The organism is Streptomyces sp. NPDC001549, from assembly GCF_042894025.1.
Lineage (GTDB): Bacteria > Actinomycetota > Actinomycetes > Streptomycetales > Streptomycetaceae > Streptomyces > Streptomyces kutzneri.
Map to the genome: position 1 here is coordinate 18,226 of NZ_JBIAVJ010000014.1, position 18,707 is coordinate 36,932.

Genomic DNA, 18,707 nt, shown 5'->3' on the forward strand with positions numbered 1-18,707 from the left:
CGGAAGGCGCGGTGGGCACGGTGTTCAACATGATCGAGGAGCTGTTCAACCCGGGACGCAAGCACACGGACGAGGAGAAGAAGCGGCTGGAGCTGTCCCGGACCGACGTCAATGACAACGATCCGGGACGGGGTCCGATAGACCTCGACTCCGGCAAGGTGCTCATACGCCTGGACGAGCAGCCTCCGGACGGGGGCTGACCGGGACGGGCGCGGCGAAGAGACGCAGCCGGTGGGCGAGGGCGGCCGCCTCGCCACGGCCGGTGACGCCCAGCTTCGCCAGGATGTTCGAGACGTGCACGCTCGCCGTCTTCGGCGAGATGAAGAGCTCCTCGGCGATCTTCCGGTTGGTGCTGCCGGCCGCCACCAGGCGCAGCACGTCCCGCTCGCGGCTGGTCAGCCCGAGTGCCTCGACGGGGTCGGTCTCCGGGACCGGCGGGGCGGCGCTGTCGGCGCCGGTCAGCGGGAGGCGGGCGCGCCGTGCCAGCAGGGCCAGGTCCTCGCTCAGCGTGCGTGAGCCGATCCGCTCGGCGGTGGCGTAGGCCTCGCGGAGCAGGACGGCCGCGGGCTCCCGGTCACCGGCGGCCAGCAGGGCCTCCGCGAGCCGGTGGCAGGACCTGGCCAGCAGGTACGGGCGCTCCAGCGGGCGGGCGGCCTTCTCGACGGCGGTCCAGTCGGCGAGGGTGTCCCGGGCCTCGGCCCGGAGCAGCTCGGCCCGCACGTACTCGGCGTAGGCGGTCCACACCGGGACCGGGGTGGCGAGGGAGCGGGCGGCGGTGCGCAGCACGTCCAGGGCCGCGTCCCGGCCGGCCTCGGCGGCCGGGAGCCCCCGGGCGTCCGCCTCCGCGGTGGCGGCGGCGAGCAGCAGCGGCCAGGCGTAGCGGTGCTGCCCGAGCGGGAATCCGTAGGCGACGGCAGCGGACGTCTCGGCGCGGACGTCGGCGATCCGGCCCTCCGCCGCGGCCACGCCGATCGCGAGGCGGTAGAGCGGGATCCGGTGCTGGGGCTGGAGCCGGGCTTCGTGGCTGCCGAAGTGGACGTGGGCGGCGGCCAGCTGGTGGGCGGCCTCGGTCAACTCGCCGCGGGCCAGGGCCAGGTAGGCCAGCCGTGCGGAGGCGGAGCCGCGCGGGGCCGCGCTCTGGCCGACGAGCAGGGCACGCCGGGCCGCCTCGGCGGCCTCGTCCCAGCGGCCGAGGCTGTAGAGGCTCTCGGCCTTGTTCCCGCAGACCCAGGCCTCGCTGTCCATGAGCCGGGATCTGCGGACCAGTTCGGCCCCTTGTTCGGCCAGTTCCACGGCTTCGAGGGACCGGCCCAGGCTTTCCAACTGAGAGGTGAGATTGGTATGCGCACGCCCTGCCAGCATGGTGAGCCCGAGTTTCGTGGCCCGTTCCCGGACCGCGTGCATCTCGGCGAGACCGCCCGGAGCGTCGCCGGAGTCGGTGAGCAGAGCTCCGACCGTGATCCGGGCGTTGAGCTCGGTCTCCTCGGCGCCGACCATCCGCGCGTACTCGACGGCGCGTTCGGCGGCGGCGAGGTTGCCGGGGCCCGGCTTGTGGAGCATGCCCCAGCTCGCGGCCCGGACCAGGACCTCGGCGTGCACCTGGGACGGGGGCAGCCCCCGGACGAGGTCCTGCGCCCTGGCGATCTCCTCCCAGCCGTCGCCGCGCCCGAGGCCGGCGATCAGCCGGGAGCGCTCGGTCCAGAACCAGGCGGCCCGCAGCGGGTCGTTGTCGTCCTCCAGCAGGCGCAGCGCCGTCTTCGTGATCTTCAGGGCGCGGTCGCGCTCGCCGCCGTAGCGCGCCGCCACGGTGGCCTCGGCCAGCAGGTCGAGCCGCTGGAGCGCGGTGGTGGCCGGGTCGCAGCCGCACGGAGGGTACACCTCGGTGTAGCCCGCCGGGCGGAGCGCCTCGCGAACGTCCTCCGGGGCGCTGTCCCACAGGTCCATGGCCCGTTCCAGCAGGCGCAGCTGCTCCGAGTAGGCGTGCCGGCGGCGGGCTGTCACGGAGGCGGCCAGTACGGCGGGCAGCGCCTTGGAGGGATCGTTCGCCTGGTACCAGTAGCTGGCCAGCCGGATGACCCGCTCCTCGGCCCGGACCAGCGACCCGTCGGCCTCCATGGCCTCGGCGTAGCGGCGGTTGACGCGGGCCCTCTCCCCGGGCAGCAGGTCGTCGCTGACGGCTTCACGGACCAGGGAGTGCCGGAAGCGGTAGCCGTCGCCGTCGGGGGTGGCGAGCAGGATGTTGGCCCCGACGGCGGCTCTCAGCGCTTCGATCAGCTCGTCCTCGGTGAGCCCGGCGACGGCGCGCAGCAGCGGGTACTCCACGGTGGAGCCGCCCTCGGCGACGACGCGCACCAACCGCTGGGTCTCGTCGGGGAGCACCTCGACACGGACGAGGAGCAGGTCGCGCAGGGATTCGGTGAGCCCGGTGCGGCAGCCGTTCTCCTTGGAGGCGACGAGTTCCTCGACGAAGAAGGCGTTGCCGTCCGACCGGTCGAAGACGGAGTCCACGAAATCCTCGTCGGGCTGCGCGGCGAGGATGCCGGCGAGCTGACGGCGCACCTCGGCCCGGTTGAAGCGGGACAGCTCGATGCGCTGGACGGTGCGGAGCCGGTCGAGTTCGGCGAGGAGCGGGCGCAGCGGGTGACGCCGGTGCACGTCGTCCGCGCGGTAGGTGGCGACGATGACGAGACGGCCGTCGGCGAGGGTGCGGAAGAGGTAGGAGAGCAGGTGCCGGGTGGAGGTGTCCGCCCAGTGCAGGTCCTCCAGGACGAGGACGACGGTGCGGTCGGCGGCGAGGCGCTCCAGCATCCGGGCCGTCAGCTCGAAGAGCCGGGCGGTGCTCTCCTCGTCGTGCGGGCCGCGCGGGGTGTCGCCGAGTTCGGGGAGAATGCGGGCGAGTTCGTCCTCCTGGCCGGCGGCAGCGGCGGCCAGTTCCCCGGGCAGCAGCCGGTGCAGGGTGCGCAGGGCCGTCGAGAACGGGGCGAAGGGAAGGCCCTCCGCCCCGATCTCCACACAGCCTCCGACGGCGACGACCGCGCCGCGGCGGTCCGCCTCGCAGAGGAACTCCTCGGTGAGGCGGGTCTTGCCGACTCCGGCCTCTCCCCCGATGAGCATCGCCTGCGGTTCCCGCCCGGCGGCCCGGGTCAGTGCGTCGGTGAGTACGGCCAGTTCATCGGCTCGGCCGACGAACACCGGGCTGACAGATCTGGTCTCCACGCCGCCGAGCATCGCACAGACGTCCTGCCCGGCGGCACTCGCCGCCGGTGCGCTTCTCATCACGTGTCAGTTCACGCGGTGCGCGGCGCGGAGCACGCTGAGCGGGCCGAGCGGGCTGAGCGGGAGAAGCGGCTCCGGAGCGTTCTCACCCGCCTCCGGTGTTCCTGGTCCGGCGAGGAGGCGCGGTGCGCCTGCCCCGCCGCCCGGGCCGTGCGGTACTCGGCCGCCTCACGGAGGAGGTCGGCGCTGCGGACGGCGGTGGCGATCTCATACTCGTACATCTCTGCTCCCTGGTCGCGTTGCTCGGGCACCTCGTTCGGTGTGATCCAAGATTCGCGCCCCAGGGGGTACCGGCACATCGGTCGCATGCCGCATCTGCCGGGGGCAGGGGGCCTTAGTCCGGGGCCGGGGAGCCCCAGGCCGGTCCGTGAGGACCTAAGGCACTGCCTAGGCGCCGGCTCCGGCCGCCTTGGGAATGGCCAGGAGGAGGTCGAAGTACATGAGGACGAAGAGCAGTACGCCGAGGGCACCGAGTCCGATGCCCGCCCAGGAGACGGACCGTACCCAGGCGGGGAGGGTGCGCTCGGGGCTGCTGAAGGCGGGGAGGGCCAGCACGAAGATGGCGATGATCAGGGCGAGGGCGGAGAAGATGCCGTTCACCATCGCGGTGGTGTGCCACGGGTCGACGAACTGGGCGGCGATCTGCGCGTTGGCGTCGGCGGCCTGGGTCAGCTCCAGCCGGGCGGCGATGCTGGCACGCTCGGACACGATGCCCGCGACCCAGCTGCCGCTGAGGGCGACGGCACCGAGACCCGCGGCGACGATCGCGAAGGCCGCGGATCCGACGTGGCTCGGCTCCCGGTCCTCGGCCAGGTCCTCGGCGAGCTCCTCGTCGTCCAGGTCCGCGTCGGTGACCTCGTCGGTGACCGCGGAGTCGGCTTCGGCCTCGGCCGGCTGGGGGGTCTCGGCCTTTTCGAGGTCGGCCGGGGTGGTGTCCGCCTCGGCGGCGTTCGGGGCGGGGGTCTTCGTGGTGTCCATGCGGGGCACCGTAGGCGCCCTGTCTGAGAGTTTTCTGAGAATCCTCGGGTTCCGGCCAGGGCGGGTTCCGCGGTCGGCGGAGCCCGTGGCCGGGCGCCCCAGGGCAGGGCCCGGAGCGGGCTCAGGCGGACCGGGTCGCGGCCCACTCGTGGGAGAGGATCGACCAGACCTCGGTGTCCTGGCGGACTCCGCGGTGGAGGTAGTTCTCCCGCATGACGCCCTCGCGGGTCATACCGAGGCGCGCGGCCACGGCGAGGCTCTTCTTGTTGCCGGAGGCCGCGTGCCACTCGACGCGGTGCATGCCGCGCTCGCCGAAGGCGTAGTCGATCAGGACCTGGCAGGCCTTGGTGACCAGGCCGCGGCCGGCCGCGCCGGGCTCCAGCCAGCAGCCGATCTCGCAGTTGCCGTGGTGCGCCTCGAACACCGGGAAGAGGACCCCGCCCACCAGGGTGCCGTCGAGCCGGATGCCGAAGAACCGGGCGCCGTCCTCCCCCGCCGTCACCGCGTACTTGGCGAGCAGGGCCCGGGCGGAGTCGAGGTCCGTGGCCCGGTCCGGGAAGCCGACGTACTGGCCGATGAATTCGCGTCCGCGCTCGATGTGCGCGAAGAACTCCTGGGCGTGCCGGGCCTCGAGCGGGAACATCTGGGCGTCTTCGGCGAGGTCTATCGAGAACATGCTCGGTCTTCCTTGGGTCTCAGGCGGCGAGTGGCCGGATCACCGGGAGGCGGGTGGCGGGCTCGGCGGTGTCCTCGCTCGTGGCAAGGTCCGCGGCGGGCCGCTGCTTCGGAAGTCTCGCATGCGGGTGGTGTTCGGGGGGCTCGATGCTGATGCGGGGCAGGCGCCGGTCGAGCCAGGCGGGCAGCCACCAGTTGGCCCCGCCGAGCATGTGCATCAGGGCCGGGACGAGGAGGGTGCGCAGCACGAAGGCGTCGAGGGCCACGGCCGCGGCGAGCGCGATGCCGAACATCGCGATGATGCGGTCGCCGCTGAGTACGAAGGCCAGGAAGACGGAGATCATGATGACGGCCGCCGAGTTGATGACCCGGCTGGTCTCGGCGAGGCCCACGCGCACGGCCCGCTGGTTGTCGCCGGTCTCCAGCCACTCCTCGTACATCCGGCTGACGAGGAAGACCTGATAGTCCATCGACAGTCCGAAGAGGACGGACACCATGATCACGGGCAGGAAGGGTTCGATGGGGCCGGCGCTGCCCAGGCCCAGCAGCTCGCTGCCCCAGCCCCATTGGAAGATCGCGACCACGACGCCGAAGGAAGAGGCGACGGCGGCGACGTTCATGGCGGCAGCCTTGAGCGGGATGCCGATGGACCGGAAGGCCAGCAGCAGGAGCACGCAGCCGAGGGCGATGACCACGCCGACGAAGAGAGGCAGCTTCCCGATGATGACCTCGGCGAAGTCGTCGTAGGCGGCCGTCACACCGCCGACGTGGACCTCCATGGAGTTGCCGTGCCCGGCGGACGGGATGACGTCCTGGCGGAGTCTGTCGACGAGGTCGCTCGTGGCCCGGGACTGCGGGGCGGAGTCCGGTACGACGGTCAGGACGGCGGTGTCGCCGCTGCGGTTGAGGACGGCGGGGCCGGTGGAGGCGACGCCCTCGGTCGTGCGCAGTACCTGCGCCAGCTGGTTCACGGCGAGCCGGTCGCCAGCGCCGTCCAGCCGGGCGACGACGGTGAGCGGACCGTTGGTACCGGGGCCGAAGCCGTCCGCCAGCAGGTCGTAGGCCTGCCGGGTGGTGGAGGTGGCCGGGTTGTTGCCCTGGTCGGACGTGCCCAGATGGAGGGAGAGGGTGGGCAGGGCCAGCACCAGCATGACCGCGGTGGCGACGGCACCCAGCAGCTTGGGGTGCCGCTCGACGAAGACGGACCAGCGGGCGGCGAAGCCGGAGGTCTGCTCGGGACGCGGCCCCTCGGCGGCGAGCTTGCGGCGCTCGCGGCGCGAGAGGGCGCGCATGCCTATGTACGAGAGGAGGCCGGGCAGCAGGGTGACCGAGGCGGCGACCGTCAGGACCACCGTCACGGAGGCCGCTATCGCGACGCCGTTCAGGAAGTTCAGCCGCAGCACCAGCATGCCGAGCAGTGCGATGCAGACGGTGGCACCGGCGAAGACGACGGCCCGGCCGGTGGTGGCGACGGCGGTCGCGGCCGCTTCCTCGACCGTGCTGCCACGCGCCAGGCCCTTGCGGTGCCGGGTGACGATGAACAGCGCGTAGTCGATGCCCACGCCGAGGCCGATGAGGGTGCCGAGCATCGGGGCGAAGTCGGCGACCGGCATCGCGTGGCCGAGCAGGGTGATGCCGAAATAGGCGGTGCCCACGCTGACCAGGGCGGTCGCGATGGGCAGCAGGCTCGCGGCGAGCGAGCCGAAGGCGAGGAAGAGGACCAGGGCCGCGACGGCGACACCGATGACCTCGGCGAGGTGCGCGGTGGGGGCCTCGGTGAGCTGGATGGCGCGGCCGCCCAGTTCGACCTGGAGACCGCCGGCCTCGGTGGTGGGGTTCTTCGCGGCGTCGACGACCGCCCTGGCCTGGGCCTTGGGTACGGCGTCGGCCTGCTGGTCGAAGGTCACCACCGCGTAGGCGGTGCGCCCGTCGGGGCTGATCCGTGCGGCGCTCTCGGGGGCGGGACCGTAGGGGCCGGCGACCGATCCGACGCCGGGGAGCCCGGCGACGGCTTCCAGTGCCCGGGTCATGCGCTGCTCGATGTCCGGGGTGCGCACGCTCTGCCGGTCCGGGGCCCGCCACACGATGGTGTCGCTGTCGCCGCCCTGGCCGTGGAAGGCCTCGCGCAGGAGGGCGTTCGCCCTGCCGGACTCGGTGCCGGGAACCTCGTAGTTGTTGGAGAACGCCGACCCGGCGGTCACTGCGGCCGCCGCGGTACCGCCGAACGCGAGCAGCCAGATCAGGACGGTGAGGAGGCGGTGGCGCATGCACCAGCGTGCGATTACAGCCAACGGACGTGCTCCCTGGTGGTTCGGATCTTTACCGGGAGGCAGCCCGTCGCAAAGAACGCATGAACGCGTGAAGGCCCGGCCGAGGGGCCCGGGGGATCACCCCGGGAAGGCTCGGCCCAGATGGTCTACACCCTCCACGATCTCAGCGTTTCGTGATCGTTGGCCCCATTCGTGTGCATCGTCACAGCGCGGGGCGGCACCAGGGGGTGTCTTGCCGGCGGGCCCGGCCTGTCCGGAAGGGACGGCTTAGCAGGACCGGGCCTCCAGCTGGGTTTCGGGCTCGTCCACCCGGTAGCCCGGGATCGAGGGCCACCGGACGGTGAGGACGACGGCGTCCTCCTCCGCGTACCAGGAGTGGTCGACGCCGCGCCCCCAGAGCACGTAGTCCCCTTGCTCGGCGAGGACGACGGTGCGCCCCGGGAACTCCAGCCGGAAGCGTCCGCTGATCAGCACCAGCAGTGCGGTGCGCTTCTCGGCGGTCGCCCACCGCTCCCGTTCGTCGCCCTTCGGGTGGACACCCCACTTGATCTCCACGTCCTCGCTGTGGCGGGGATCGGAGGGGGCCTTGAAGTGGCCGAGGAGCCAGCCGCGGTCGGAGGCGGCGTCGGGGGTGGCCTTACCGGTGTAGATGGTGGAGTCGTGATTCACGGGGGTGAGGCTAATGCAGTTGTGGTGCCCGCCCGACACTGGTGAGCTGGGACTATGACGATCGATCTTGATGAACTGATGAAGGTCCGCGCCCGCTTCGACGCCGAGGTGCGCGAAGGCGCGCAGGCGGACGCACCGCAGGCGGGCGTGGAGCGGGCGGGCGCTGTCGTACGGCACATCGCGCCCGCGCTCGGGTGGAACGGCGTGCTCTGGTCGGACCTCGACGAGGGGACGGCGGACGCGGAGATCGCGGCGCAGGTGGCGTTCTTCGACGGGCGCGGCTGTCCGGAGTTCGAGTGGAAGCTGTACGACTACGACCGGCCCGCCGACCTCGGGGACCGGCTGCGGGCGGCGGGCTTCGTGCCGGAGCCGCCCGAGACCCTGATGGTGGGCCTGGTGTCCGAGCTCGCGAAGCTGCCGGTGGAGCCGCCGGAGGGGATCACCCTGCGGGTGGTGACGGACGAGGCCGGCGTCGACCTGATGATGCAGGTCCACGAGGGCGCCTTCGGGACGGAGCGGCCGCGGATCCGGGAGCAGCTGCTCGGCAAGCTGCGCGAGGAGCCGGAGACGATCGCCGCGGTGCTCGCGATGGCGGGCGACACCCCGGTGAGCGCGGCCCGGATGGAGATGCGGCCGGGCCTGGCCTTCGCGGGTCTGTGGGGCGGCGGCACGATCCCCGAGTGGCGCGGCCGGGGCATCTACCGCCTGCTGGTCGCCCACCGCGCCCGCCTGGCGGCGGAGCTCGGTATCCCCTACCTGCAGGTGGACGCGTCGGACGACAGCCGCCCGATCCTGGAGCGGCTGGGCTTCGGGGTCCTGGGCGTGACGGTGCCGTACATGTGGACCGACGGCGCCTCGTAGAGCGGGGCGGGACCGGCTCCAGGGACCGGCTCCATGCCGGCCCGGGAGCGGCGGGCAAGATCACTGCCATGGAACGTATCAGCCCGCCCCTGACCGGGGACGAACGCGAGACCCTCCGGACCTTCCTCGACTACCACCGGGCCACCCTGGCCTGGAAGTGCGAGGACCTCACCGACGAGCAGCTGCGGCGCGCCTCGATGCCCCCGTCCACGCTGTCCCTGCTGGGGCTGGTCCGGCACATGGCCGAGGTCGAAAGGCACTGGTTCCGCCGCGTCCTCGACGGCGAGGACCTCCCGCACCTGTGGTCGGACACCCACGACTTCCAGGCCGCCTACGACGCCTCCGGCTCCAGCCGCGCCGAGGCGTTCACCGCCTGGCAGGAGGAGGTCGCGCACGCCCGCCGGATCGAGGCCGCGGCCGAGTCCCTGGACGTGACGGCGTACGTGCCGAGCTGGGAGGAGGAGGCCTCGCTGCGTCTGGTGATGCTCCACCTCATCCATGAGTACGCCCGCCACAACGGCCACGCCGACTTCCTCCGCGAGGGGATCGACGGCACCACCGGCGCCTGACCGGGGGAAAGGCTCCTGCGGGTGCGTGCGGCAGGGGGCTGCTCTAGCGTCGGACGCAGGAGGGGAATCCCAGCCGAGCCGGTCCGGGCCGGGGACCCGGGCCCTGGTGGCCGGACCCCGGCCGCGGACGCTCGGCGCTGTTCCTGCGCGGATCCGGCGCCTGCGGGTACCGGGGCGCGCGACGATCCCGGAGAGCAGGTGCGTCCCATGCGCACGTCGACCCGTATCGCAGGTGTCCTCAGCGGCCTGACCCTCGTACTCGGTGGCGCGGCCTTCGCGGCCCCCGCCGCTCACGCGGACGTCTCGGCCTGCATCAACCAGGTCGAGCGGGAGCTGCAGGGCGGCGAGGCCCCGGAATCCGTCCGCGCGGCGTGTTCCGCCGGGTACTCCGGTGAGCACGAGCAGTGCGTGAGCGGGCTGACCAAGGGCGGTGTGACCAACGGGACCGCGGTGAGCGCCTGCAAGGTGTCCGCCCAGTAGCCGGCCCAGGTAGCCGGCCCGGCCACCTCCGCGACCCGTCCACCCCTGCGACCGTTCACCCCTGCGGTCCGTCCGCACCACCGGGTGCCGGACGGGCCGGAGGGCGGCGGGCCGCAGGCCGTCTCAGGCCCCCGGCCGCCAGTAGCCCAGCGCGTTCACCCGGTGCTTGGGCAGGGCCAGTTCCTTGCGCAGGTACGCCGTCAGGGCGCGCGTCGTCACCGTGTCGCAGGCCAGCCAGACGTACGCCGCCTCCGGGTCCCCGGCCAGCTCGGGAAGCTCGGCGCACACCCGGTCGGCCAGGTCCGTACCGTTCCGCCGCACCCGGCGGATGTCGTGCCGGCCCGGTTCCACCCGCATCGGCAGCCGCTCGTCCGAGTCGTGCTGCGTCTCGAACCAGATGGTCGCCGGGGTCTGCGGGTACGTGTCCAGCAGCGAGTTGATCGCCGGGAGGGACGCGGAGTCGCCGATGACGAGCAGCCGCTCCGGGGCCGGCGCCGGGGCCGTGAATCCGGTGCCCTGGACGGTGGCCTCGACCGTGTCGCCCGGCTTGGCGTCGCGCGCCCAGGCACTGGCGACCCCGTCGTGCAGGGCGAACTCGAAGCTGAACGTACCCGCTTGCGGATCCGGGTCCACCAGCGTGTAGGCCCGCTGGTGCGGCTTGCCCGCGCCCTGGAACCAGACGCGTACCCACATCGTCGGGTGCAGCGATTCACCGGCGGCCGCGAGCAGCCCGCCGTCCGTGAAGCTCACGCGGCGGTAGTTCTCCGTGAGGTCTTCCGCTCCCGTCACCGTGAACGTGAAGTCCTTGCCCCGCATGAGCTTGAGGACCACGCCCTCCCAGCCCTTGCCGACAGCCATGTCCAACCCCTCCCCTGGCACCCCTATAGTTAGGTCAGCCTAACCTAAACGCACGTCGGGGAAGAGTGTGAGCAGCGTGAGCAGTGCCAGCAGCGAGAGCGGCGACGCCCGGCCGTACGGAGCGAACCGGGGCGAGCCCCAGGTGGACACCCCTGTGGAGACTCCGGAATCCTACGGTGTCTTCCGCGACCGGTGGGGCATCCCCCACCTCCGCGCCGCCGGCGAACTCGCCCTCGTCCACACCCAGGGCCGCGTGACCGCCTTCGACCGCGCCTGGCAGCTGGAGGTCGAACGGCACCGGGCCGAGGGCTCCAGCGCCTCCTTCCTCGGTGCGGACGCCGTCACCTGGGACCGCTTCGCCCGCCAGTCCCGGCTGGCCGACACGGCCCGCCGCTGCTACGAGGCCATGGAGGCCGACGACCCCGGCACCGCCGCCTGGGTGCGCGCGTACGTGGACGGCGTCAACGACGGGCTCGCCGCCGGCGCCGCCCGTGACGAGCGCTTCGCGCGCACGGGTCTGACCCCCACCCCCTGGGAACCGTGGGTACCGCTGGCCATCTGGATCGCCACGCACATCCTGTTCGCCGGTTTCGCCACCAAGCTGTGGCGCGAGCGCGTGGCCCGCGCCCTCGGCGACGAGGCGGTCACCCTCTTCGCCACCGACGGCCCCGGCACGGCCGGCAGCAACGGCTGGCTGGTGCCGGGCGACCGCACCACCACCGGCTCGGCGATCATCGCGGGCGACCCGCACCGCTTCATCGAGGACCCGGGCGTCTACCAGCAGATACGCCTCTCCTGCCCCGACTACGACGTGCTGGGCCTCGCCGTCCCCGGCGTCCCCGGCCTCGGCCACTTCGGGCACACCGGCACCGCCGCCTGGGCGATCACCAACGCCATGTCCGACTACCAGGACCTGTACGTCGAGCAGTTGCGCCGCGGTGACGACGGCGCCGTCGAGGCCCTCGGTGCGGACGGCGCCTGGGAGCCCGTCTCCCGTCACACCGAGACCATCGCCGTGGCCGGCGGCGACGACGTCGAGGTGGAGATCCTGGAGACCCTCCGCGGCCCCGTGATCATCCACGCGGACGGCGACCCCGGCGCCGGCCCCGACGCCGGGGCGCACGCCGACGGCAGCGCCCAGACCCTCTCCCTGCGCTACCCGCCGCGGGTCCGCCTGGACCTCGGCTTCGCCGCCCTCCCCGCACTGCTGCGCGCCCGCACCGTCGCCGACATCGACCGCGCCTTCGACGGCTGGGCCGAGCCGGTCAACGTCGTCCACGCCGCCGACTCCGCGGGCGGCCTGCTGCACCGCGTCGCGGGCGCCGTGCCGCTGCGCCACCACACCAACCGGCTGCGCCCCGTGCCCGCCTGGGACACGCAGCACGCCTGGCAGGGCTGGGCCCCGACCCCCGCGGAGCCGGTGCAGGGCTTCGCCGTGATGGCGAACGCGCGCGGGATCGCCTCCCCGCTCGGCGTGGAGTTCGCGCCCCCGCACCGCGCGAACCGCATCCGCGAGCTGCTCAGCGGCTCAGCGGACTGGTCCCCGAAGGCGATGGCCGACGTACACCGGGACACGCACCTGGCCTCGGCCGCGCCCCTGCTCGCGCTGCTGCCCGGCTTCGAGGACCTGACGCCGGCGGCGCAGGCCCTGCGTACCCGGCTGCTGGCCTGGGACCGGCACATGGCGGCCGACAGCACCGACGCCACCGTCTTCTCCGCCTTTCGCAGCGCGACCGTACGCCGCTTCGCCGCCGACCCCGTCTTCGAGGGCCTCTGGGGGGCGCCCACCGGCCCGGCGGTCTTCCACCCGTGGCTGTACCTGGTCCCGCGGATCGGCTACGCCCTCGAAGGGCTGCTCACCACCTCCCTCGTCCCCGGCCTCGACCGTGCGGCGCACGTCCGGGCCGCCCTGGAGGAGACGGCCGCGGCCGGCACCCCCGACATCCCCTGGTCGGAGGTCCACCGCCTGACCCCCTGGCAGGCCGTGCCCGACCAGGAGGCCACGGACTGGCCCGGCCTCGGCGGCGACCACGACTGCGTGAACGCCACCTCCACCGTCCCCGGTTTCACCGACCTCACCGCCCGTGCGTCGGCGGCCCGTTACGTCTGGGACCTCGCCCGCCGCGAGGACAGCCTGTGGGCGGTCCCGCTGGGCGCGGACGGTGTCACCGGCTCACCCCACCACCGCGACCAGCTGCCCCTGTGGGCACAGTGCGAACTCGTCCCCGTCGTCACCGACTGGGCCCGGCTCACCAAGGAATCGATATGACCTCCGCCATCTCCGTCAGACAGCCCGTGCACACCCAGGCCGTCGAGGGCTTCGGCACCGTCACCATCACCCCCGTCGACCCGGCGGCCGACTCCGCGCTGATCCACAGCTGGGTCACGCAGGAGCGGGCCCGCTTCTGGGGCATGGGCGAGGCCAGCCGCGAACTGGTCCAGGAGATCTACGAGGACGTCGACCGCCGCACCACCCACCACGCCTTCATGGTCAGCCGCGACGGCGAGCAGGTCGCGCTGTTCCAGACGTACGAGTGCGCCGAGGACCGGGTCAGCGAGTGCTACGAGGTCCAGCCCGGGGACGTCGGCGTGCACCTGCTGATCGGCCCGACCACGGGCGCGGCCGAGCACGGCTTCACCGGCTCCCTGATGACCGCCTTCATCGCGTTCGTGTTCTCCGACGACACCGCGCGGCGCGTGGTCGTCGAACCGGACGCCCGCAACGCCAAGGCCATCTCCCTCATGGAGCGCACCGGCTTCGTCCTCGGACCGGAGGTGGTGCTCCCGGAGATCGACCTGCCCGAGGTCTACCTCCCGGCCAAGCCGGCCCGGCTGGCCTTCCTCACCGCTCCGGAGGCCGCGCCGGCGGCAGGCTGACCGGAACCGCCCCTTCCACCGGGCGCCCGGCGAACGGCAGCCGCCCATCGGGCGGTTCCGGGAGCCGGGCGCCCGGTGGCATGTCCGGGCACCGGCGTTCGCCGACGGACGGACGGCCGGCCGGCCGACCGGTGGAAGGGTGGAAGGGTGAACCCCGATGGGGATTCCCGATTCCCATTGACCTCGCGCGCCCCGCCGCTGGAAGCTGATGGTCTCTCAAAGCACCTTGAGGTGGGGGACATTGACCAGTCAGAACCTGCACATCGGTCCGGACGCGGCGGCCGACCGGTACCGCCTGCTCCGCTCGATCGGGCGCGGCGGGGAGGCCGTGCTCTATCTCGCCGAGATCGAACTCGCCGGCGGATCCGAACCCGTGGTCGTCAAAGTGCTCGACTCCAAGACGACCATCACGCCGGACATCTTCGACCGGATCAGCCAGAAGTGGAACGAGCAGGCCGAGCTGCTGCGGTTCGTCCACCGGCCCGGTGTCGTGGGTGTGCGCGAGCACTTCGAGGGGCCGCCGATCCACCGGCCCGGGGAGTCCTCGACCCTGACCGGGCGGGCGCTCGTGCTCGTCATGAACCACGTCGACGGGCTCGACCTGCGGGACTGGCGGGCCGAGCGGACACTGGCCACCGCCGCCGAGCGGCGCGAGGTGATGCGCACGCTGGAGCAGCTGGCCGACGTACTGGACTGGCTGCACTCGGGGAAGGCCACCCCGTCCGGGCGCCAGGTCGTCCACGGCGACCTCTCCCCCGGCAATGTGATGGTCGACGCGCACGGGCAGGCCACCCTGGTGGACTTCGGCCTCAGCAAGCTGACCGCCGACCACCAGACGGCCGAGGTCTGGTTCACGCCGGGCTACGCGGCGCCCGAGGTCTTCGACGGCAAGCGGACCCCGGGCACGGACCGGTACGCCTTCGGGGCGATCGCGTACTTCCTGCTGAGCGGGGAGTCCCCGCCCGCCACGCCGGAGCAGCTGGCGCAGGCCCTGACCGCGCTGCCGCAGATCGCCGTGCTGGACGCCGAGCAGCGGGCGCGGATCACCGCGATCTACTCGGCCGACCCGGGGAAGCGGCCGGTGAACCTGGCCGGCTGGATGAAGGACATCCGCCACGCGGTGGTGTCCACGACCACCGCCACCTCGCAGCGGGCGGCCCAGGAGGCTCCGCCCAGGCCGGCCGCCCCGCCACCGCCGGTGGTCCCGCCGCAGCCCGTCACCCCGCCGCCGGTGGCGGCGCCGCCCGGGTACGCCCCGACGGCGCAGCCGGTGCAGCCCGTACAGTCCGTGCAGCCGGAGCCGGCCACGGCCCCGGTCCCTGAATCCGCGCCCGCGCCCGTCGCCGCCTCCGCCCCACAACCGCAACCGGAGCCGATGCCGGTGCAGGCGCAGGTGCCCGCCGGGTACGGGCCCACGTACAACCTGACCCCGGCCCCCGCCCCCGCCCCCGAGCCGCCGCGTCCCGCCAGGAAGCGGCGGACCGGGCTGTTCCTCGGCTCGGTGGCCGCGGTGCTGGTGCTGGCCTCCCTCGCCGTGGTCGGCGTACAGCTCCTGGGCGACAAGGACAAGGAGAAGACGGCTGGGGGCGAGAAGCCCGGCGGGACGAGCGCGCCCCAGGCGCCGGCATCGCCCTCCTCGCCGTCGGCGCGGGCGACGGAGTCCGCCGACCCCACCGCCTCCGAAGCCTCTCCCGGGGGATCCGCCGGTCCGGAGGGTTCGTCGAGCCCCGGGGGGCCGGGTTCGGTGAAGGACAGCAACGTGGCCGATCTGACCGTGCTGTCGTCGGTCGGAGCGGTCCGGCACTTCGAAGTGGGCTCCGCCAAGCTGAACACGAAGGAGTACGGAGCCGCCCTCCTCGGGAGCTGCTACTACGGTGCGACGATCGAGTACGACGTGAACCGCGCCTGGTCCACACTGGAGTTCACCGTGGGCGTCGACGACGGCTCGACCATGGAACAGGCCCGCGTGACCATCTCCGTGGACGACAAGCCCGCCCTCTTCTCCGAGGCGGTCCACCTGGGCAAGCCGGTCACCAAGTCCCTGGACATCAAGGGGGCTCTGCGCCTGCGCCTGAAGGTGGAGGAGGGCTGCCGGAACACCGGCAACGCCGTCATCGCCGCCCCGGTCCTCAAGCGCTGACGGCAGCGGTCTCCGACAGGAACCCGCCGACCAGTGCGGCCCATTCGGCCGGGCGCTCGGCGAACGGAAGGTGCCCGGTGGGCAGTTCCGCGACCCGTGCGCCCGGCAGGGCGTCCGCCAGTTCCCGCTGGAGTGCGGGCGGCACGAGCCGGTCCCCGGTCGTCACGACGACGAGGGCGGGCACGTCGATCCGGGCGATCTCGGCCCGCAGGTCGGCCCCCTCCAGCAGGGCGACATGGTCCCCGCTTCCCGGCGGGACCGAGGCCGCGGTGTCCCGTACGACGGCCTCCACCTGCTCGGGGCTCAGCGACTCCAGCGCCGCCTCGCTGAGCGCGAGGGGCACGAGCAGCCGGGCGAGGAGCTCGTTCTCCCGCCGCCCGGCCAGCTCCGACCACACGTCGCCGACCAGCTTCAGACGGTTCCCGGCCCGCGCGAAGGTGGCGGTGAGGACGAGTGCGGTGACCCGCTCCGGATAGCGCGTGGCGACGCGGACGGCGACGTTCCCGCCGACCGAGTACCCGAGCACGGCGAAGCGTTCCAGCCCTTCCGCGTCGGCGGCGGCCACGAGCTGATCGGCCAGTTCGTCCAGGGTCAGCGGGCCGGTGGCCTGCGGGGTGTCTCCCGTACCGGGGTAGTCGACGCCGACGACGCTGTACGAGGCGGCCAGTTCGCCGAGGACCGGTCCGAAGTTGGCCTCCACCGAGCCTCCGCCGCCGTGGGCCAGCAGCAGTCCGGGGCCGCCGCTCTCCTTGCGGACGGTGCGGGCGTACGGGGCGGTCGTCGTCGTGATGGGCATGGCAGGTCCTCAGCAATTCCCTAGTGATCGTTACTGATATGACCGTACACGGATTCCATATCGATCGCTATATAAATAGTCAGGGCGCCGGTCCGGCCTCAGCCCACGCCGAGGTCGGCGCGCATGGCCGCCCGCATCTCCCGGAGCGGGTCCCAGATCCCCTGCTGTGCCTCCACCGCCGACTCCATCGACTCCCCCGCCTCCGGCGTGCCCCGCTCCAGGCGCTTCACCTGCCCGTAGACGGCGGTCAGGGCGTGGTGGACCACGGTCGCGGGCGCGAGGACCGGGTCGGGGGCGATCATCTGCGCCTCGGAGTAGCGGTCGCGGAAGGCGTCCTTCGCGGCGTCGAGCGCGCCCCGGTCGGCGTCCTCGACCCCGCGTTCCCGCATGGTGTGCAGATGCCGGTTGAGGGCGGTGGTGAACTGCCGGGCGTCCCGGTTGAGGTCCGCGTAGCAGCTGCGCCGCAGCGCACGGTTCTCGCGTTTCTCGTCATGGGCGCGCACGAGCTCGATCTCACGGCGCTTCGTGCGCTCCGCACCCCGCTGGGTGAGCAGCGCGCCGCCCAGCGTGCCCGCGACACCCGCCACCGCGATGACCATCGCACCGATCTCCACCGGCACACCCCCCGACTCCACCGACCGCGTGCCTGTCGTACGCGATCACCCCGCACCCAGTCTGAACGACGGCGGCCCCGCACCGGGAGATCCGGTGCGGGGCCGCCGTACGTGACGGGGACTACTCGGAGACGCCCAGGCGCTCCAGGATGAGCTCCTTGACGCGCGCCGCGTCGGCCTGGCCGCGGGTGGTCTTCATGACCGCTCCGACCAGGGCGCCCACAGCGGCGATCTTGCCGCCGCGGATCTTGTCCGCGATGGCCGCGTTGCCCGCGATGGCCTCGTCCACGGCCGCGCCGAGCGCGCCCTCGTCCGAGACGACCTTCAGGCCGCGCTTCTCGACGACCTCGTCCGGGGTGCCCTCACCGGCGAGGACGCCTTCGAGGACCTTGCGGGCCAGCTTGTCGTTGAGCGAACCGTCGGCCACCAGGGCCGCGACCCGGGCCACCTGGACCGGGGTGATCGGCAGCTCGTCGACGACGACGCCCTGCTCGTTGGCGTTGCGGGCCAGCTCGCCCATCCACCACTTGCGCGCGGCGGCCGAGTCGGCACCGGCCTCGATCGTGGCGACGATGGAGTCCACCGCGCCCGCGTTGAGGATCGACTGCATGTCGTGCTCGGTGACGTCCCACTCCTCGCGGAGCCGGTTGCGGCGCACGCGCGGCATCTCGGGCAGACCGGCGCGCAGCTCCTCGACCCAGTCGCGGGCCGGGGCGACGGGGACCAGGTCGGGCTCCGGGAAGTACCGGTAGTCCTCGGCGTTGTCCTTGATGCGGCCGGCCGTGGTGGAGCCGTCCTCCTCGTGGAAGTGCCGGGTCTCCTGCACGATCGAGCCGCCCGACGAGAGCACCGCCGCGTGGCGCTGGATCTCGAAGCGGGCCGCGCGCTCCACGGAACGCAGGGAGTTGACGTTCTTGGTCTCCGAGCGGGTGCCGAACTCGGACTCGGGGGTCGGGCGCAGCGACAGGTTCACGTCGCAGCGCATCTGGCCCTTGTCCATGCGGGCCTCGGAGACGCCGAGCGCCTTGATGACCTCGCGCAGCTCGGCGACGTACGCCTTGGCGACCTCGGGGGCCCGCTCGCCCGCGCCCTCGATGGGCTTGGTGACGATCTCGATGAGCGGGATGCCGGCGCGGTTGTAGTCCAGCAGGGAGTGGGACGCGCCGTGGATACGGCCGGTGGCGCCGCCGACGTGCAGCGACTTACCGGTGTCCTCCTCCATGTGGGCGCGCTCGATCTCCACGCGGAAGATCTCGCCGTCCTCCAGCTGGACGTCCAGGAAGCCGTTGAAGGCGATGGGCTCGTCGTACTGGGAGGTCTGGAAGTTCTTCGGCATGTCCGGATAGAAGTAGTTCTTCCGGGCGAAGCGGCACCACTCGGCGATCTCGCAGTTCAGCGCGAGGCCGATCTTGATGGCCGACTCGATGCCGATCGCGTTGACGACCGGCAGGGAGCCGGGCAGGCCGAGGCAGGTCGGGCAGGTCTGCGAGTTGGGCTCGGCGCCCAGCTCGGTGGAGCAGCCGCAGAACATCTTGGTCTTGGTGCCGAGCTCGACATGGACCTCAAGGCCCATGACGGGGTCGAACGAGGCGAGAGCGTCCTCGTACGAGAGCAGTTCGGTGAAGGTGGTCACGGTGAAACTTT

Annotated in this window: 17 protein-coding genes; 7 read left to right on the top strand and 10 right to left on the bottom strand. The window is 72.7% G+C overall.

All coding sequences use genetic code 11. The annotated features are described in order from the left end of the window. Positions 1–20 precede the first annotated feature (20 nt). A complete protein-coding gene (locus tag ACFY04_RS22655; RefSeq protein WP_266353457.1) occupies positions 21–200 on the top strand; it encodes a DUF6191 domain-containing protein in 180 nt (59 codons plus the stop codon). Here the strand turns inward: ACFY04_RS22655 and ACFY04_RS22660 are convergent. The 6 genes from ACFY04_RS22660 to ACFY04_RS22685 form a co-directional block, all read right to left on the bottom strand. Next, the gene (locus ACFY04_RS22660; RefSeq protein WP_389119124.1) at positions 163–3,276 is read right to left on the bottom strand and encodes an AAA family ATPase; all 3,114 of its coding nucleotides are present in this window, start codon (positions 3,274–3,276) and stop codon (positions 163–165) included. The two genes, ACFY04_RS22655 and ACFY04_RS22660, sit on opposite strands and share 38 nt — an antisense overlap. Positions 3,277–3,287: 11 nt before the next feature. Then, entirely contained in the window at positions 3,288–3,497 is a 210-nt protein-coding gene (locus ACFY04_RS22665; protein ID WP_389119126.1) for a hypothetical protein, read from the bottom strand. A 166-nt stretch (positions 3,498–3,663) separates the two neighbouring features. Beyond that, positions 3,664–4,254: a hypothetical protein gene (locus tag ACFY04_RS22670; protein ID WP_389119128.1), complete on the bottom strand. Its 591-nt coding sequence runs from the start codon at positions 4,252–4,254 to the stop codon at positions 3,664–3,666. Positions 4,255–4,375: 121 nt separating this feature from the next. Then, complete coding sequence (locus tag ACFY04_RS22675) at positions 4,376–4,930, bottom strand: GNAT family N-acetyltransferase (protein WP_389119130.1); 555 nt, start codon at positions 4,928–4,930, stop codon at positions 4,376–4,378. Between the two features lie 19 nt (positions 4,931–4,949). Beyond that, the gene (locus ACFY04_RS22680) at positions 4,950–7,220 is read right to left on the bottom strand and encodes an MMPL family transporter (protein WP_389119132.1); all 2,271 of its coding nucleotides are present in this window, start codon (positions 7,218–7,220) and stop codon (positions 4,950–4,952) included. 246 nt (positions 7,221–7,466) lie between these two features. Beyond that, positions 7,467–7,868 (bottom strand): signal peptidase I, encoded by a 402-nt coding sequence (locus ACFY04_RS22685; RefSeq protein ID WP_389119134.1) that lies wholly within the window; start codon positions 7,866–7,868, stop codon positions 7,467–7,469. A gap of 54 nt (positions 7,869–7,922) precedes the next feature. Here ACFY04_RS22685 and ACFY04_RS22690 point away from each other — a divergent pair, with 54 nt between their 5' ends. The 3 genes from ACFY04_RS22690 (at position 7,923) to ACFY04_RS22700 (ending at position 9,778) form a co-directional block, all read left to right on the top strand. Continuing rightward, positions 7,923–8,729: a GNAT family N-acetyltransferase gene (locus tag ACFY04_RS22690; RefSeq protein ID WP_389119135.1), complete on the top strand. Its 807-nt coding sequence runs from the start codon at positions 7,923–7,925 to the stop codon at positions 8,727–8,729. Positions 8,730–8,797: 68 nt separating this feature from the next. Then, entirely contained in the window at positions 8,798–9,298 is a 501-nt protein-coding gene (locus ACFY04_RS22695) for a DinB family protein (RefSeq protein ID WP_314244250.1), read from the top strand. Positions 9,299–9,505: 207 nt separating this feature from the next. Then, positions 9,506–9,778: a hypothetical protein gene (locus ACFY04_RS22700; protein ID WP_030725441.1), complete on the top strand. Its 273-nt coding sequence runs from the start codon at positions 9,506–9,508 to the stop codon at positions 9,776–9,778. Positions 9,779–9,901: 123 nt separating this feature from the next. On the opposite strand, the gene ACFY04_RS22705 is transcribed toward ACFY04_RS22700, so the two are convergent. Further along, the gene (locus tag ACFY04_RS22705) at positions 9,902–10,636 is read right to left on the bottom strand and encodes a siderophore-interacting protein (protein ID WP_389119138.1); all 735 of its coding nucleotides are present in this window, start codon (positions 10,634–10,636) and stop codon (positions 9,902–9,904) included. A gap of 154 nt (positions 10,637–10,790) precedes the next feature. On the opposite strand from ACFY04_RS22705, the gene ACFY04_RS22710 reads away from it, so the two are divergent. From ACFY04_RS22710 to ACFY04_RS22720, 3 genes are all read left to right on the top strand, one after another. Then, positions 10,791–12,905, top strand: coding sequence for a penicillin acylase family protein (locus ACFY04_RS22710; RefSeq protein WP_389119323.1), 2,115 nt, complete (start codon positions 10,791–10,793; stop codon positions 12,903–12,905). After that, a complete protein-coding gene (locus tag ACFY04_RS22715) occupies positions 12,902–13,513 on the top strand; it encodes a GNAT family N-acetyltransferase (protein ID WP_389119139.1) in 612 nt (203 codons plus the stop codon). Before ACFY04_RS22710 ends, ACFY04_RS22715 begins: the two co-directional genes overlap by 4 nt. 241 nt (positions 13,514–13,754) lie before the next feature. Continuing rightward, a complete protein-coding gene (locus tag ACFY04_RS22720; protein ID WP_389119141.1) occupies positions 13,755–15,653 on the top strand; it encodes a protein kinase in 1,899 nt (632 codons plus the stop codon). Here the strand turns inward: ACFY04_RS22720 and ACFY04_RS22725 are convergent. From ACFY04_RS22725 to gatB, 3 genes are all read right to left on the bottom strand, one after another. Continuing rightward, a complete protein-coding gene (locus ACFY04_RS22725) occupies positions 15,643–16,449 on the bottom strand; it encodes an alpha/beta fold hydrolase (RefSeq protein ID WP_389119143.1) in 807 nt (268 codons plus the stop codon). The genes ACFY04_RS22720 and ACFY04_RS22725 overlap by 11 nt on opposite strands. 98 nt (positions 16,450–16,547) lie before the next feature. Then, positions 16,548–17,069 carry a hypothetical protein gene (locus ACFY04_RS22730; RefSeq protein ID WP_389119145.1) on the bottom strand — a complete coding sequence of 174 codons (522 nt, stop codon included), beginning with the start codon at positions 17,067–17,069 and terminating at the stop codon, positions 16,548–16,550. Positions 17,070–17,184: 115 nt separating this feature from the next. Continuing rightward, a complete protein-coding gene (gene gatB / locus ACFY04_RS22735) occupies positions 17,185–18,696 on the bottom strand; it encodes an Asp-tRNA(Asn)/Glu-tRNA(Gln) amidotransferase subunit GatB (RefSeq protein WP_033224568.1) in 1,512 nt (503 codons plus the stop codon). Between the last annotated feature and the right edge of the window lie 11 nt (positions 18,697–18,707).

Coding starts and splice junctions, on each gene's coding strand:
- ACFY04_RS22660 (WP_389119124.1), bottom strand. CDS start 3,276: ATGAGAAGCGCACCGGCGGCGAGTGCCGCCGGGCAGGACGTCTGTGCG.
- ACFY04_RS22665 (WP_389119126.1), bottom strand. CDS start 3,497: ATGTACGAGTATGAGATCGCCACCGCCGTCCGCAGCGCCGACCTCCTC.
- ACFY04_RS22670 (WP_389119128.1), bottom strand. CDS start 4,254: ATGGACACCACGAAGACCCCCGCCCCGAACGCCGCCGAGGCGGACACC.
- ACFY04_RS22675 (WP_389119130.1), bottom strand. CDS start 4,930: ATGTTCTCGATAGACCTCGCCGAAGACGCCCAGATGTTCCCGCTCGAG.
- ACFY04_RS22690 (WP_389119135.1), top strand. CDS start 7,923: ATGACGATCGATCTTGATGAACTGATGAAGGTCCGCGCCCGCTTCGAC.
- ACFY04_RS22695 (WP_314244250.1), top strand. CDS start 8,798: ATGGAACGTATCAGCCCGCCCCTGACCGGGGACGAACGCGAGACCCTC.
- ACFY04_RS22700 (WP_030725441.1), top strand. CDS start 9,506: ATGCGCACGTCGACCCGTATCGCAGGTGTCCTCAGCGGCCTGACCCTC.
- ACFY04_RS22705 (WP_389119138.1), bottom strand. CDS start 10,636: ATGGCTGTCGGCAAGGGCTGGGAGGGCGTGGTCCTCAAGCTCATGCGG.
- ACFY04_RS22715 (WP_389119139.1), top strand. CDS start 12,902: ATGACCTCCGCCATCTCCGTCAGACAGCCCGTGCACACCCAGGCCGTC.
- ACFY04_RS22725 (WP_389119143.1), bottom strand. CDS start 16,449: ATGCCCATCACGACGACGACCGCCCCGTACGCCCGCACCGTCCGCAAG.